Consider the following 15,478-nt stretch of genomic DNA (forward strand, 5'->3'; position numbering starts at 1 on the left):
CTAGCAGAAAGGCCCGCAGATTACCGCAAAACCTGCGCCCACGCACCTTTTGCCCTTACACCTGACAAGCCCTGCCGCTATAATTCCGGCCTTCGAATTGATCACACCCATTGCCTGGAGGCAAAGTGTCTAATCTCACCGCTCCCGATGTGAGCACGTTTCAAGGGCTCATTCTGGCCCTGCAACAATACTGGGCCGAGCATGGCTGCGTCATCCTTCAACCACTGGATATGGAAGTAGGCGCAGGTACCTTTCACCCGGCCACTTTTTTGCGCGCCGTCGGACCTGAAACCTGGAACAGTGCCTACGTACAGCCTTGCCGTCGCCCCACCGACGGCCGCTACGGAGAGAACCCCAATCGCCTGCAGCACTATTACCAATTCCAGGTGGTAATGAAGCCTTCACCCGATAATATCCAGGAGCTCTATCTGGGTTCCTTGCAGCAGCTGGGTATCGACACCCAGGTACACGATATCCGGTTTGTGGAAGACAACTGGGAGTCGCCCACTTTGGGTGCCTGGGGACTGGGATGGGAAGTGTGGCTCAACGGCATGGAAGTCACCCAGTTCACCTATTTCCAGCAAGTGGGTGGTCTCGAGTGCTACCCGGTTACCGGCGAAATCACCTACGGCCTCGAACGCATTGCCATGTACCTGCAGGGCGTCGATTCCATTTTTGATCTGGTGTGGACCATTGGCCCGAACGGAGAAAAAGTGACCTACGGCGATGTATTCCATCAGAACGAGGTGGAGATGTCGCACTATAACTTTGAGCAGGCAGACGTGCCTTTCCTGTTCAACAGCTTCGATGTGTATGAACGCGAAAGCCAGCGCCTGATTGAACGCGGCCTGCCCCTGCCCGCCTATGAAATGGTGATGAAAGCGTCGCACGCATTCAACCTGCTGGACGCTCGCCACGCCATTTCGGTCACCGAGCGCCAACGTTTTATCCTGCGCGTGCGCACCCTGGCCCGCGCCGTGGCGCAGGCCTATTTCGATGCCCGGTTGAAACTGGGTTTCCCTCTCGCCGATGAGCGACTGAAGCAAGAAGTATTGGCACAGCAGGGAGAGGCAAAATGAACCGCCGCGATTTATTGATTGAAATAGGCACTGAAGAGTTGCCACCCAAAGCCCTGAAGCAACTGTCGGCGGCTTTTTGCGACAGCCTTTGCCAAAGCCTGAGCGCCGCCGGCTGTCAGCATGGCACGGTAACGCCCTATGCCGCACCGCGCCGGTTAGCAGTGCTGATCAAGGATGTGCCCACTCAAACGCCTGTGGTCAGCGTTGAAGTCTGGGGCCCGCCCGCGCGCATTGCATTCGACGACAAGGGTGAACTCACCAAAGCCGGTTTGGCCTTTGCCGATAAAAATGGCCTCAAGGCTGATCAACTGATCACCAAAAATGACGGCAAAGCAGACAAACTGTTCGCACAGATCAACAAAGGCGGCGATGCTATCGCTCAATTGATTCCCGCGATGGTTAACGACGCCTTGAACGCACTGCCGATTCCCAAACGCATGCGCTGGGGCGCCAAGCGGGAGGAGTTTGTCCGGCCGGTGCATTGGTTGGTGATGTTAATGGGCGACGAGGTGATTGAAGGCTCCGTGATGGGTCTGACCGCCGGACGTGAAACCCGTGGCCACCGGTTCCATTGCAACCGCACCCTGGTGTTGGAAAAGGCCACCGATTACGCCGCGCAATTGCAGTCGCCGGGTTACGTGATGGCGGATTTCGATGCCCGGCAAAAAACCATCGTGCAACAAGTCAATGACCAGGCCAAACGGTTGGGTGGCGTTGCGCAGATGGACCCGGCATTGTTGGATGAAGTGACCGCATTGGTGGAGTGGCCGGTGGCGCTTGCCGGCAAGTTCGAAGAGCGTTTTCTGGCGGTACCTGCCGAAGCCCTGATTTCGTCCATGGGCGAGCACCAGAAATACTTCCACGTGCTGGATAAAGACGGCAAGCTCATGCCGTACTTTATCACTGTGGCCAACCTCGAGAGTAAAGATCCCGCGCAGGTCATCGACGGCAACGAACGCGTCATCCGACCCCGCCTGTCTGACGCTGCTTTCTTTTTTGAAACCGATAAAAAAACCCGCCTGGATACCCAGCGAGAGCGATTGAAGACGATCGTGTTTCAGGCGCAACTCGGCACGTTGTACGACAAAACCGAGCGCATCGCCGGTTTAGCACACGTCATCGCTGAGCGACTGGGCGCCGACGCCGCTGCCGCCCGGCGGGCGGCAGAGCTTTGTAAAAGCGACCTGGTCACGAATATGGTGGGCGAGTTCGATACCATGCAAGGTATTGCCGGTTACTACTACGCGCTCAACGATGGTGAGTCCGAAGAAGTGGCCAAAGCATTGAATGAGCAATACCTGCCACGTTTTGCCGGCGACGCGCTGCCAGAAACCACCACCGGCACCGTATTGGCATTGGCCGACCGGCTCGACACACTGGTGGGCATTTTCGGCATTGGCCAGTTACCCACGGGTTCCAAGGATCCGTTTGCCTTGCGTCGCGCCAGTCTCGGCGTGTTGCGCCTGCTGGTAGAGAAGCAGCTGCCATTGGACCTGAAGGCACTGGTGCAGGCCGCGATTGAACAGCATCAGCCATTGCCGGAGGCCAACGGCCTGGTGGACCAGGTGGTGGGTTACATGCTTGAACGCTTCCGCGCCTGGTATGAAGAAGCCAGTATCGCCACCGAAGTGTTCCTGTCTGTCGCAGCAAAATCATTGACCCAACCGCTGGATATCGACAATCGCGTCCAGGCCGTGCATGCCTTCAGTCAATTGCCGGAAGCCCAGGCGCTGGCTGCCGCCAACAAGCGGGTCGGTAACATCCTGGCCAAGCTTGATTCACTGCCGGCCGACGCTATCGATACTGACTTATTGGCAGAGCCGGCGGAGAAAGCCCTGGCTGAGGCAATAGCTGCAAAACGCGCCAGCACCCAGCCCCTGTTTGATCAGAGTGAGTATAAGTTGGCACTCACCAACCTGGCAGACCTCCAGGCTCCTGTAGACGCCTTCTTTGACCAGGTGATGGTGATGGCTGACGACGACGCCCTGCGGAACAATCGCCTGGCGTTATTACAGCAACTTCGCGCTCTTTTTCTGGAAGTTGCCGACATTTCCCAGCTGGTTCCAGCCAAGGCCTGATGCATGGACGACAACCTCAAACTGGTGATACTCGACCGGGACGGCGTGATCAACGAAGACTCGGATGCATTCATCAAATCCGAATCAGAGTGGGTTCCCCTGCCCGGCGCCATTGATGCCATGGCGAGCTTGTCCAAGGCCGGCTTTACGCTGGTGGTTGCCACCAACCAATCGGGATTGGCGCGTGGTTTGTTCGATCTCGATGATCTCGAAGCCATGCACGCCAAAATGGCCCAATTGGTGGAAAGCCAGGGTGGGGCATTATCAGCGGTGTTTTATTGTCCCCACGGGCCGGACGACGGCTGCAACTGCCGCAAACCCAAGCCCGGGCTGATCGACGCCATCGAAGCGGAGTTTGATACCAGTGCTTCGGGTGTACCGCTGGTTGGCGATAGCTTGCGGGATCTTGAAGCAGGCATCAGTAAAGGCTGTGACCCCATTCTGGTGCTCACGGGCAAAGGCCGTAAAACCCAGGCCAGTATCGAACAGCAGGCACCTGATTGGGCGAACAAGCTGGTTGTCTGCGAAGATCTCGCCGCTGCAGCGCACCACATACAAACAGTTTACGGATAAGCACCTTGTTACTCACACTAAGGAATTTGTTGTTTTACACGGTCTACTGGCTGTCTCTGCCGGTATTCAGTTTTACCGGCTTGTTGCTATGGCCGGTTACCAGCTACCGCTGGCGGTCCGGCTTTGTGACCTTGTGGAATCGACTCGTTGTGTGGTGGTTGAAAATCACCTGCGGAGCGACCTATGAAATCCGCGGTCGGGAAAACCTTCCCAGCGGTCCGAGCGTGGTGTTGTCCAACCACCAGTCAGCCTGGGAAACCCTGGCATTGCAGTACTTGTTCAGCCCGGCTTCAACGGTACTGAAACGGGAGTTGTTAAACATCCCGGTATTCGGTTGGGGATTGAGGGCCATGGAACCCATCGCGATTGATCGCAGCAACCCCAGAGAAGCCTTAAAAGCGGTGAAGGAGCAAGGGCAGGCCCGCCTCGCCAGCGGTAATCATGTGTTGATCTTCCCTGAGGGCACACGCAAAGCACCCGGTGAGTTGGGCAGCTTTGCCCGCTCCGGCGCCGATATTGCCTGCGCGGCCGGCGTGCCCATCGTACCGGTTGCACACAACGCCGGCACCGTTTGGCCCACCCGTCAGTGGAAAAAGCGCCCAGGGCATGTGGTATTGAGTATTGGTCCAAGCCTTCAGACCGAGGGAAACAACAGCAAACAGGTCACAGAACAAGCCCGTCAGTGGATCGAACAAGAACTGCATCGCATTGCCGGTTAAGCATTGTAGGTAATAAAAAAGGCGGTCTTTAGACCGCCTTTTTTATTACCGGATGTTTTTACACATCCAGATTTTCCACGCTCAGGGCGTTGGTCTCAATGAAATCACGCCGGGGTTCTACCTGATCCCCCATCAAACAGGTAAAGATCTGGTCAGCAGCCACCGCATCTTCGATGGTAACCCGCAGCATGCGACGGCTTTCCGGATCCATGGTGGTTTCCCACAATTGACCAGGGTTCATTTCACCCAGGCCTTTGTAGCGCTGAATGTTGTATCCACGACGGGATTCGCCCATCAGCCATTCCAGGGCTGCCTTGAAGCTTTGGGTGGCAAAGGTACGTTCGCCACGCTTGATGAAACCGGTAGGCTCCAGCAATCCATTGAGCTTGTCACCCAGAGCAACCATAGCAGCGTACTCGCGCCCACCCAGAAAATCCTGACCAAGGGTGTAGTCAGTTGGCACACCATGGGCGATCACTTCGATACAGGGTTCATAAATATGGCGTTCGCCGTTTTCCAGTGCTTTGACCTGGAAACGGTGCGTGCCGGTAGCCACATTCGCGAGTCGGGCATTGAGCTGGTCACACCAGGCGGCTACCGAGCCTTCATCCGTTAATGTCGCCGTATCAATGCCTTGCAGGTATACCAGCGATTCGAGTACTTCTGCCGGGTATACCCGCGACAGGCGATCAATCATGCGCATGACGCGACGGTATTCTTCCACCAGAGCACCCAGCGCTTCGCCTGAAATACCAGGCGCTTCGGCATTTACATGCAAAGAGGCATTTTCAAGGGCCGCTTGCGTGAGATAGGCGGTAAGTGCTTCATCGTCCTTCAGGTACTGTTCCTGCTTGCCCTTGCTGATCTTATACAGCGGCGGTTGGGCAATGAAAATGTGCCCACGTTCCACCAGCTCACGCATTTGACGGAAGAAAAAGGTCAATAACAGGGTCCGGATATGGGAACCATCCACGTCCGCATCCGTCATGATAATAATGGAATGGTAACGCAGCTTTTCCGGGTTAAATTCTTCCTTGCCAATGCCACAGCCAAGCGCCGTGATCAGGGTGCCCACCTCTGCAGACGAGAGCATTTTGTCGAACCGGGCCTTTTCAACGTTCAGGATTTTACCTTTCAAAGGCAAAATAGCCTGCGTGCGGCGGTCCCTGCCCTGCTTGGCGGATCCACCGGCGGAATCACCCTCCACCAGGTAGATTTCAGATAATGCCGGGTCTTTTTCCTGACAATCTGCCAGCTTACCGGGCAAACCGGCAATATCCAGCGCACCTTTACGGCGGGTCATTTCACGGGCTTTACGGGCCGCCTCACGGGCACGGGCCGCTTCGATCATCTTGGTCACCACGGCTTTGGCATCACCGGGGTTTTCTAACAAGTAGTCCGTAAATGCCTGGCCCATCTCCTGCTCCACGGCGGTTTTCACCTCAGAGGAAACCAATTTGTCTTTGGTTTGTGAGGAGAACTTCGGATCCGGTACCTTGACTGAAATGATCGCGGTTAAACCTTCGCGGGCGTCGTCACCGGTGGTGGCAACCTTGGCATTTTTGCCCAGACCTTCCTTCTCGATATAGGTATTCAGGCCGCGCGTCAGTGCAGCGCGGAAGCCTGCCAGGTGAGTACCGCCATCCCGCTGAGGGATATTATTGGTATAGCAATAAATATTCTCCTGGAAGCTGTCGTTCCACTGGAGTGCCACCTCAACGCCTATACCATCTTCGCGCTGGGTATTGAAATGCATGGTTTTATTAATAGACGTCTTATTGACGTTCAGGTATTCCACAAAAGCATGCAGACCGCCCGCATACTCGTAGACCTCTTCCTTACCGGTGCGCTCGTCTTTCAGTACGATACGCACGCCTGAATTCAGGAAAGACAGTTCACGCAGACGTTTGGCCAGGTAATCGTAATGGAATTCTATGTTGGTGAAGGTGTTCGCCGATGGCTTGAAGTAAACCTGCGTACCGGTAGTCGCCGCGTCGCCAACCACCGTCAATGGGCCCTGTGGCACGCCATGATGGTAGATCTGCTCATGGATCTTTCCACCACGGCGAATGGTCAGTTTCAGCTCTTCGGACAAGGCATTTACTACCGAAACACCCACACCGTGAAGTCCGCCAGACACCTTATAGGTGTTGTCATCGAACTTGCCGCCAGCATGCAACACGGTCATGATCACTTCCGCTGCTGAAACGCCTTCCTCGTGCATTTCAGTAGGGATACCACGGCCATTATCGGATACAGAAATGGATTCGTTAGGGTGAATGACGACGCGGATTTCGGAGCAGTAGCCTGCCAGCGCTTCATCAATGGAGTTATCCACCACCTCGAACACCATATGGTGCAAGCCGGTGCCATCGTCCGTGTCGCCGATATACATGCCAGGACGCTTACGAACGGCATCCAGGCCTTTCAGGACCTTAATACTGGACGAATCATAGTTCTTCTGTTCGGACATTCAGGTCACTCCAAATCAACCATTATTTTGTTCTAATTTGCTTATCACACCTTGTTCCACGTGGAACAAGTCGAAGGAAACGCCCAAGGCCTGCCAGGCGCCCGTCAATTGCCCAGGGTCTATGCCGGTCACAAATATCTGGGCATCCAACGCTAACAGCCACTGCGCAAGCAGTTGCCTATGTTCTTCATCTAGTTCCGCTGGCAGATCATCCAACAGGTATACACAGGTTCTGTGTGTCGTCTGCTGAAATACCTGGCCAGCGCTGATTTTTAGTGCACAGGCCAGTATTTTTTGCTGACCACGAGAAAGAAACTCTTCTGCAGGCGCCCTGTTCAAGCGTATTCTCAAATCCGCCCGGTGTGGTCCAAGAAGGGTGTAGCCGGATGCTCGATCCCTGTCTAACCCTTCTTGCAGCACATCAACCAGATTCTGGTCGGCAGGCCAACCACGGTGGTATTCAAGGGTCAGATCAGCCAATGCCGGGACCGTGCCCTTAAGCGCGTTAAAAGCATCTTTAAATCGCGTGAAAGCCTGCTGCCGACACTGATCCAACAGCCCGGCTTCCTTTGCCAGCAGCGAGTCCCAGACAGCCAATGCAGAAGCCTCTATTCTACCAGAACGCAGCAGACTATTGCGCTGTTTCAGCGCCCTGCGGACCTGCTGCCAGGCCGGGAAGAACTGTTGTTCCACGTGGAACACCAACCAATCCAAGAACTGACGCCGCTCGCCCGGCCCGCCGGTGATTAACTCAAAGGTGTCTGCATAAATACTTTGCACGGGCAATACTTTCGCCAACTCTGCCGCCGACCCGACAGCTTCACCATTGAGCCTGAACTGGTCCTGTGACCGTCGATTACGTTCTACACCGAGCTTATCTGCCCTCCCCTGGGCTTTGATCACCCCGAAAACGACCACAGACGGCTGATCGGTCTGAATGAGTGGCTTCAGTTTATGAGAACGAAAGGATCGACCACGCCCCAACAAGGATATGGCTTCGAGAACACTGGTTTTACCCGCGCCGTTCTCACCAAAAAAGAGGTTAATCCGAGGGTGAAACTGCAGTTTAGCCGCGGTGATATTGCGGAAATGCTGGATATGAAGAGTATCGATAGACATAAAAAAGGCGACCTGAACGGTCGCCCTATCGCTGTTGATTACAGGCGCATTGGCATTACAACGTAGGCCGAATCACCATTTTCCGGCGCCTCTAGCAAGGCGCTGCTGTTGGAATCGGCAAGCGTTATTTTGACGTTTTCTGTATTCAACACATTAGTGACATCCAACAGGTAACTGACATTGAATCCGATTTCCATGGACTCACCGGTATAATCAACGGTTACAGTTTCTTCTGCCTCTTCCTGCTCTGGATTGTTGGCTACGATGGTTAACTGGCCAGCTTCTAACTGCAATCGAACACCACGGTATTTTTCATTGGATAAGATGGCCGTGCGCCCAAACGCCTGCTTCAACTCTTCCCGAACGCCGATGATCACCCGTGAACCACCCTTGGGAAGGACGCGTTCATAGTCGGGGAACTTGCCGTCCACCAGCTTGCTGGTAAAGGTGAAATCCGTGGTTACGGCTCGCACATGATTAGCACCTAGCACCACCTCTGCTGTTTGGTCACCATCACTCAACAGACGTGCAAGCTCAATCACGCCCTTTCTGGGGAGAATCGCCTGAACTTTTTCCGCACTTTGAATCTCCATGGTGCGCGTGCACATGGCCAAACGATGGCCATCCGTCGCAACCACACGCAATTGACCGGACGTAACCTCCCAAAGCATACCGTTCAGATAATAGCGAACGTCTTGCTGCGCCATCGCAAAGGACGTGCTATCAATTAAACGTTTGATATCTTTTTGCGGGCAGGTGAACGACAGATCACTGGGCCCATCTTCTACATTGGGGAAATCATTGGCCGGCAAGGTAGACAGCGTAAAACGGCTACGGCCGCTCTTAACCATCAGCTTTTGGTTGTCTTCTTTGAATTCAATATCAGCGCCATCGGGCAATGAGCGACAGATGTCGAGTAACTTACGCGCAGGCACGGTAATCTCACCAGAATCACCCGGGTGTTCCAGCTGAATCCGCCCCACAATTTCCACTTCGAGATCAGTACCGGTGAGTGACAGTTTTTCGCCATCCAACACGATCAATACGTTAGACAAGACCGGCAACGTCTGACGCCGCTCGACCACACCGGCGACCAATTGCAACGGTTTTAACAACGCATCCCGCGATACTGTAAATTTCATAACCACTCTCTTATAGGAAATCTAATAGGTCAGTTTGGGCTTATTATATCCAGATTACTCTGCGGTTGTTGCAGGCGTTCCGGGCTTTTTAGCTGGTGAGCAGCCGTTGCAAATTTTTTGTATCCTCGCGGATATCAGCGCTTTCCTCTTGCAGCTCTTTGATCTTACGGCACGCGTGCAACACCGTGGTATGGTCGCGACCGCCAAAGGCTTCACCGATTTCCGGCAGACTGTGGTTGGTCAGCTCTTTGGCCAGGCTCATCGCTACCTGGCGAGGACGTGCAACAGACCGACTGCGCCGCTTGGAATGCAAATCGCTGACTTTTATTTTGTAATATTCCGCCACTACCCGCTGGATATTATCGATCGATACCTGTTTATCCTGCAGCGCCAACAGATCTTTGAGTGACTCCCTCACCAACTCCACGTCTATCGGTCTGCCGGTAAAACTGGCATTGGCGACAACCCGTTTTAACGCGCCTTCGAGCTCTCGCACATTGGAACGTATCCGTTGGGCAATAAAAAACGCGGCATCATGAGGTAATGTCAGATTTTGCTGAGTCGCCTTTTTCATCAGGATGGCCACCCGGGTTTCGAGCTCCGGCGGCTCTACAGCCACCGTTAATCCCCAACCGAAGCGCGATTTTAATCGCTCTTCTAGCCCTTCAATCTCCCTGGGATAACGGTCACAGGTCAGAATGATTTGCTGCCCACCCTCTAATAACGCATTAAAGGTGTGGAAAAACTCTTCCTGCGAACGCTCCTTGCCGGCAAAAAATTGAATATCGTCAATGAGCAGTGCGTCGAGCGACCGGTAGTAACGCTTAAAATCGTTGATGGCATTGAGCTGCAATGCCTTCACCATATCCGCAACAAAACGTTCGGAATGCAGGTAAAGAATTTTTGCGTTCGGGTTTCGCTCTAACATGGCGTTACCCACGGCGTGCATCAAGTGGGTCTTACCCAATCCAACGCCACCATAAATAAACAGGGGGTTATAGGCCCCGCCGGGATTTTCGGCCACCTGCCGTGCTGCTGCCAGGCCCAACTGGTTGGACTTACCCTCAACAAAGCGCGGAAAGGTAAACTGGGTATTCAGGCGATGTTGGTGCTTCAGACCACCATCCACATTGGCAGCGCGTTCTTGTGGCGCAGTGGCCCGCGCTGGCTCAGGAGCAACAACCTCCCTCACCTGCACGGCATCCTGGCTCACGGGCGACGTGGCCCGTGATCGCACAGCTGGCTGTTGGCGGTTAGCCACGCCCAACACCACTTCTATACTGTCACCGGCCTGGGAGCTCACCAGCTCGGCAATGCGCGGCAGAAACTTATCGGACACCCAGGACTTAATAAACTGGTTGGGCGCCAGCAGCGTGAGTTGGGCATGCCCAGCGCTCACATCCAGTTGAAGCGGGCGAATCCAGGTGTTGAACTGCTCGGGCGAGAGTTCATTTTGCAGGCTGGTCACGCACTGGTTCCAGATTGTTTCTGGCAAAGGGATATCCCCCAACATCAATTGGCTTTCAAAATAATTCAGAAAAAATCGCTGACAAAGACTCTGGGTGGCAGCCTGTAAGCCCCACCGAATAACCGGTCAGGGGTTCTTTATTATCAGGTCACACCGTATCTTTTGATCACTATCTCGCGCGCAACACCGGCAAGATTGGGGAAGCGAATCGTTTCAGCGTTTGCTTATTCCCTTTCCACTTCCCCGGCTCTCGGATACAAGCACCGATTACAAGCTCCCCTTACAAGCTCCTATTAACTGAAATAGTCGATTACGGTTAATAGGCACCCGAACATCAGGTAGTGCAACCTGCTCCGGTCATTCTGGAACGCTGCGAAAAAAACACTCAAACGGCGTCATTTCTCACCAGCTCCGCCCCCAAACTGAACACCGGAAAACGAGTCCTTAGCGAAGGTGGATTATTCTACCTGTGTCGGTTTGAGTTATCCACAGACAATCTCAGGTTTGTTCGCATATTATTTTAATTTGTTTATTTTTCAATAAGTTAACTATCAATTTCTGAGTGAATCGCTGGATCCGTAACCTTAGCGCATACTCAATCATGGTTTATAAACTGTGGATAAATATCTGAATAAGTAGGTGATAAGTGGGGTAAAACCGGCGCATTAGTTGTCGTAAAAACAAACAACCACAACATCTGGTAGCATGCCGTCAGCGCCCAAAAATTATGCAACTTTTACGTTGATTTACCCCTCCCGATTCATTAGAATCCGCCCTCTTTTCGCGTACTGGTTGCGCGATTGATCCACCCCATATTTATTTGGCAGGTTTTAGTTCCATGAAAAGAACATTTCAGCCCAGCAATCTGAAGCGCGCCCGCGTACATGGTTTCCGTGCTCGCATGGCTACCAAGAATGGTCGCAAAGTTCTGGCCGCTCGTCGCGCCAAGGGTCGTAAGCAGCTTTCCGTTGCTTAATCCCTCCTGAGGTTCTGGGGTGTCAGCCCAAACGTACGGCAAAACGCTGCGTTTGCTGAGCCCCGGAGACTTCAAGCAGGTCTTTGACAAGGCCACATTCCGCGCACCACACCAGCATTTTATGCTTCTCGCATGCAGCAATGGGTTAGAACACCCAAGGCTCGGCTTAGTCATTTCTAAAAAAAATGTCCGTCACGCGGTCAACCGTAATCGCATAAAACGCCAGGTGCGCGAATACTTTCGGCTGCATCAACAAGAACTGCCCGCCATAGATTGTATTTTTCTGGCGCGCCGCGGTTTGGATCAGGTGGATTCCCCCACACTGGTCAAACAGTTACAGGCCCAGTTCAAACGTCTGAGTAAAAAAGCACTGCGAGACAACCCGTAACCAACCATGAAATGGTTGATGCTCGGGTTTATCAAAGTCTACCGATGGCTATTGAGTCCCTGGATTGGCAACCAATGCCGCTTTCACCCCACCTGCTCCGTGTATGCTGAAGAAGCAATAAAAAAGTACGGGGCCATAAAAGGGGGTTATTTAATGTGCGCGCGCCTTATAAAATGCCACCCCTGGCATCCGGGCGGTTTTGATCCCGTGCCCGGTACCCCACAAGACATCCAAAACGGCTGACAATGAAAAAAGATCCGATTAAGTACCTGCTGATCATTGGCATGGTAGTAACGGCCGCCCTGTTGGTGGGCCAATGGTCCGACTTTCAGGATCGGAGAAAAGCCCCTGTAATAAAAGAAGAGACCACACTTTCAGCCCCCATGCAGGAGTTGGTCGCGACGACAGAGGTCGCACCCTCTGACGATGACATCCCCACCGTGGAAGCCGCTGCCCCAACGGTGCAATCGCAGACCCAGCAATTGATCAGCGTGGAAACAGACACCCTGTCATTGAAGATCGATACCCAGGGTGGAGACATCGTTTACGCAGCGCTGCCGCTACACTATGCGGTGCTGAACGAACCGGATAATCCTTTCGTTCTGCTGAACCAGACCGCCAATCATACCTACGTGGCCCAAAGTGGTCTTGTGGGTACCCATGGCACAGACAAATCCGGGCAACGTCCCATTTTCGCCACCGCAGCGACGCACTATGCGTTATCCCAAGGTGACGACACACTGATTGTGGACCTGGTCTACCAACAGGGATCGGTGGGCATCACCAAACGCTTTACCTTTACCCGCGGTTCTTACGTGGTTGACCTCCGCTATCTCATCGACAACCGGAGCGACGCCAACTGGCATGCAAACCTGTATGCCCAACTCAAGCGCGATAGCCAGCCAGTGATCACCGATGTGGGTATCGGTCTGAACCCCTACCTGGGCGCGGCGCTGACCACTGCCGACGAGAAATACCGTAAAGTCGATTTCGAAGAAATGGCCGAAACCCGCGGTGGCGTAAAAGTCGATGTGGACGGCGGCTGGGTTGCATTAGTGCAGCACTATTTTATCAGTGCCTGGATTCCCGCCTCGGACACCCGCAACAGTTTCAATCTGCGTAAAGCCAATACCAACGATATGTACTTTGCCGGATTTACCACACCGGCACTGACGGTTGCGCCCGGAAGCCAGGGTGAGATTGCTGCACAGTTCTATGCCGGCCCTAAAGACGTGGATACGCTGGAAGGCTTGGCACCCTATCTGGACCTGACCGTCGACTACGGCTGGCTTTGGTGGATCGCCAAGCCGCTGTTCGCCTTCTTGCAGTGGATTTACGGATTTATCGGTAATTGGGGATGGTCAATTATTGTTTTAACAATAATTATTAAAGCAATATTCTTCCCGCTATCGGCCGCCAGCTACAAGTCCATGGCAAAAATGCGCAAGCTCGGCCCCCTGATGCAGGACCTGAAAGAGCGCTATGGCGACGACCGTCAGAAAATGTCGGCCGAGCTGATGAAAATGTATAAAAAGGAAAAGGTAAACCCAATGGGTGGCTGTTTACCTATCCTGATCCAGATGCCGGTGTTCATTGCACTGTACTGGGTATTGATGGAATCGGTGGAATTGCGCCACACGCCGTTCCTCGGATGGATTGACGACCTGTCGGTCAAAGATCCCTATTTCATTCTGCCCATCCTTATGGGTGCCACCATGTTTGTTCAGTTCAGACTGAACCCGACACCGCCGGACCCTACCCAGGCCAAGGTGATGCAGATGATGCCCATTGTCATGACTTTTATGTTCATGTGGTTCCCGGCCGGTCTGGTGCTTTATTGGGTGGCCAACAACGCCATTTCGATCGTTCAACAATATGTGATCACCAAACAAATCGAAAACGCGGACACCGCCAAATAACCGCACCCCGTATAATGAGGCCCTCCATTGAGGGCCTTTTTTATGAGCTACAGCAAAGACACCATCGCCGCCATTGCCACACCAACCGGACGCGGTGGCGTCGGCATCATCCGTGTCTCTGGTCCCGCGAGCCTAGCCATTGCCGAGGCCATCACCGGGCGCACGCCCACACCCCGCCAGGCACACTACCTTCCGTTTATCGATGACGAGGGGCGGACGCTGGACCAGGGGATTGCTCTCTTTTTCAAATCGCCTAACTCCTTTACTGGCGAAGACATACTGGAACTGCAAGGCCACGGTGGGCCGATCGTGATGGATTGGCTATTGCGCCGCTGCCTCAATCTGGGCGCACGCCTGGCACGGCCCGGAGAATTTTCCGAACGTGCGTTCCTGAATGACAAACTGGACCTGACCCAAGCGGAAGCCATTGCGGACCTGATTGATGCCGATACCGATCAGGCCGCGCGCAATGCCCTGAATAGCCTGCAGGGCGCTTTTTCCCAACGCGTTGAAGCGCTTCAACACGCCCTGACACAACTGCGCATTTACGTGGAAGCGGCCATCGATTTCCCGGAAGAAGAAATCGATTTTCTGAGTGACGGCCGGGTTGAGACGGACCTGCAAGCCATACTCAGTCACCTGTCACAGGTTTACGCTGAAGCCAGGCAGGGCGTGCTGACCCGCGAAGGCATGACCGTTGTGATTGCCGGGCGACCCAACGCCGGCAAATCCAGCCTACTGAATGCCCTCGCGGGCAGGGACACGGCCATTGTGACCGATATAGAAGGCACCACTCGCGATATATTGCGCGAACACATACAAATAGACGGCCTGCCACTGCACATCATTGATACCGCAGGCCTCAGGGACAATCCAGACCAGGTCGAGGCCATCGGTATCGAGCGGGCACTGGCGGCTATCCGCACCGCGGACCGCATCCTGTTGGTGCAGGACCCATTGCGAAAAGACGCCCAGACGCTGGACGCACTCATGGGCGACTTAGCAGCCCACGTAAATCCCGACAAGATCACGTGGCTGACCAACAAATGCGACCAAACGGAACACCTACCGGGCTGGGTCAACGAACAGCCGCCGACCATTGCCATCAGCGCAAAAACCGGCGCTGGCCTCGACTGCCTGCGGCAACACCTCAAACAGGTAATGGGTTACCAGATGGGGACAGAAGGCAGCTTCACCGCACGTCGTCGTCACCTGGATGCCCTCTCGCGCTGCGAACAACACCTGCTCACAGGCCAGGCTCAACTGAAGCACCTGGCCGCCGGCGAGCTACTGGCGGAGGACTTGCGTGCAGCCCAGCGGGCACTTGGCGAAATCACCGGTAGTATGAGCGCGGATGAATTGCTGGGTAAGATTTTCTCGTCATTTTGTATCGGTAAATAATCCTGCTGCCAGATGATCTGAGACGACAGGTTGTCTGGCCCACTTCCCGCGCCCTTCTTTAATAGCCTCTATCTCATCGCTGCACGCTCTCACACCTGTATAAAAAGGATACAAATACACGAATTTCAACCGCTTGCACTCAA

At 54.1% G+C, this 15,478-nt stretch carries 13 protein-coding genes; 9 read left to right on the forward strand and 4 right to left on the reverse strand.

What is annotated here, in order from left to right:
• The first annotated feature begins 125 nt into the window (after positions 1-125).
• The 4 genes from glyQ to M5M_RS12190 are packed head-to-tail and all read left to right on the forward strand — an operon-like array spanning position 126 to position 4,449.
• Positions 126-1,079, forward strand: a complete 954-nt coding sequence (gene glyQ, locus M5M_RS12175; protein WP_015047804.1) for a glycine--tRNA ligase subunit alpha — start codon at positions 126-128, stop codon at positions 1,077-1,079.
• The gene (gene glyS / locus M5M_RS12180; protein ID WP_015047805.1) at positions 1,076-3,157 is read left to right on the forward strand and encodes a glycine--tRNA ligase subunit beta; all 2,082 of its coding nucleotides are present in this window, start codon (positions 1,076-1,078) and stop codon (positions 3,155-3,157) included. The genes glyQ and glyS overlap by 4 nt, the downstream gene beginning before the upstream one ends.
• 3 nt (positions 3,158-3,160) lie before the next feature.
• Positions 3,161-3,730: a D-glycero-beta-D-manno-heptose 1,7-bisphosphate 7-phosphatase gene (gene gmhB, locus M5M_RS12185; RefSeq protein WP_015047806.1), complete on the forward strand. Its 570-nt coding sequence runs from the start codon at positions 3,161-3,163 to the stop codon at positions 3,728-3,730.
• Positions 3,731-3,735: 5 nt separating this feature from the next.
• A complete protein-coding gene (locus M5M_RS12190; protein ID WP_244431032.1) occupies positions 3,736-4,449 on the forward strand; it encodes a lysophospholipid acyltransferase family protein in 714 nt (237 codons plus the stop codon).
• A gap of 58 nt (positions 4,450-4,507) precedes the next feature.
• Here M5M_RS12190 and gyrB read toward each other — a convergent pair whose 3' ends face one another.
• The 4 genes from gyrB to dnaA form a co-directional block, all read right to left on the reverse strand.
• A complete protein-coding gene (gene gyrB, locus M5M_RS12195) occupies positions 4,508-6,922 on the reverse strand; it encodes a DNA topoisomerase (ATP-hydrolyzing) subunit B (RefSeq protein ID WP_016389393.1) in 2,415 nt (804 codons plus the stop codon).
• Between the two features lie 15 nt (positions 6,923-6,937).
• Complete coding sequence (gene recF, locus M5M_RS12200; RefSeq protein WP_015047808.1) at positions 6,938-8,041, reverse strand: DNA replication/repair protein RecF; 1,104 nt, start codon at positions 8,039-8,041, stop codon at positions 6,938-6,940.
• Positions 8,042-8,079: 38 nt separating this feature from the next.
• Positions 8,080-9,183, reverse strand: coding sequence for a DNA polymerase III subunit beta (gene dnaN / locus M5M_RS12205; RefSeq protein ID WP_015047809.1), 1,104 nt, complete (start codon positions 9,181-9,183; stop codon positions 8,080-8,082).
• Between the two features lie 88 nt (positions 9,184-9,271).
• Positions 9,272-10,696 carry a chromosomal replication initiator protein DnaA gene (gene dnaA / locus M5M_RS12210; RefSeq protein WP_029880000.1) on the reverse strand — a complete coding sequence of 475 codons (1,425 nt, stop codon included), beginning with the start codon at positions 10,694-10,696 and terminating at the stop codon, positions 9,272-9,274.
• Positions 10,697-11,489: 793 nt separating this feature from the next.
• Between dnaA and rpmH the strand changes: the two genes are divergently transcribed.
• From rpmH to mnmE, 5 genes are read left to right on the forward strand one after another with little or no spacing between them, the layout of a single operon-like run.
• Entirely contained in the window at positions 11,490-11,627 is a 138-nt protein-coding gene (rpmH, locus tag M5M_RS19915; protein WP_015047811.1) for a 50S ribosomal protein L34, read from the forward strand.
• Positions 11,628-11,646: 19 nt separating this feature from the next.
• Positions 11,647-12,015 (forward strand): ribonuclease P protein component, encoded by a 369-nt coding sequence (gene rnpA, locus M5M_RS12215; protein WP_015047812.1) that lies wholly within the window; start codon positions 11,647-11,649, stop codon positions 12,013-12,015.
• An 18-nt stretch (positions 12,016-12,033) separates the two neighbouring features.
• Entirely contained in the window at positions 12,034-12,258 is a 225-nt protein-coding gene (yidD, locus tag M5M_RS19920) for a membrane protein insertion efficiency factor YidD (RefSeq protein WP_476749547.1), read from the forward strand.
• 2 nt (positions 12,259-12,260) lie between these two features.
• Positions 12,261-13,934, forward strand: a complete 1,674-nt coding sequence (gene yidC / locus M5M_RS12220; protein WP_015047814.1) for a membrane protein insertase YidC — start codon at positions 12,261-12,263, stop codon at positions 13,932-13,934.
• Between the two features lie 42 nt (positions 13,935-13,976).
• Positions 13,977-15,335 carry a tRNA uridine-5-carboxymethylaminomethyl(34) synthesis GTPase MnmE gene (gene mnmE, locus M5M_RS12225; RefSeq protein ID WP_015047815.1) on the forward strand — a complete coding sequence of 453 codons (1,359 nt, stop codon included), beginning with the start codon at positions 13,977-13,979 and terminating at the stop codon, positions 15,333-15,335.
• The last annotated feature ends 143 nt before the right edge of the window (positions 15,336-15,478 follow it).

The sequence above is a fragment of the Simiduia agarivorans SA1 = DSM 21679 genome, from assembly GCF_000305785.2.
GTDB classification, from domain to species: Bacteria; Pseudomonadota; Gammaproteobacteria; order Pseudomonadales; family Cellvibrionaceae; genus Simiduia; species Simiduia agarivorans.

Bases quoted from the DNA above. Each gene is read 5' to 3' on its own strand.
- gyrB (WP_016389393.1), bottom strand. From the start codon at position 6,922: ATGTCCGAACAGAAGAACTATGATTCGTCCAGTATTAAGGTCCTGAAA.
- mnmE (WP_015047815.1), top strand. From the start codon at position 13,977: ATGAGCTACAGCAAAGACACCATCGCCGCCATTGCCACACCAACCGGA.
- dnaN (WP_015047809.1), bottom strand. From the start codon at position 9,183: ATGAAATTTACAGTATCGCGGGATGCGTTGTTAAAACCGTTGCAATTG.
- recF (WP_015047808.1), bottom strand. From the start codon at position 8,041: ATGTCTATCGATACTCTTCATATCCAGCATTTCCGCAATATCACCGCG.
- yidD (WP_476749547.1), top strand. From the start codon at position 12,034: ATGCTCGGGTTTATCAAAGTCTACCGATGGCTATTGAGTCCCTGGATT.
- dnaA (WP_029880000.1), bottom strand. From the start codon at position 10,696: ATGTTGGGGGATATCCCTTTGCCAGAAACAATCTGGAACCAGTGCGTG.
- gmhB (WP_015047806.1), top strand. From the start codon at position 3,161: ATGGACGACAACCTCAAACTGGTGATACTCGACCGGGACGGCGTGATC.
- glyS (WP_015047805.1), top strand. From the start codon at position 1,076: ATGAACCGCCGCGATTTATTGATTGAAATAGGCACTGAAGAGTTGCCA.
- rpmH (WP_015047811.1), top strand. From the start codon at position 11,490: ATGAAAAGAACATTTCAGCCCAGCAATCTGAAGCGCGCCCGCGTACAT.
- yidC (WP_015047814.1), top strand. From the start codon at position 12,261: ATGAAAAAAGATCCGATTAAGTACCTGCTGATCATTGGCATGGTAGTA.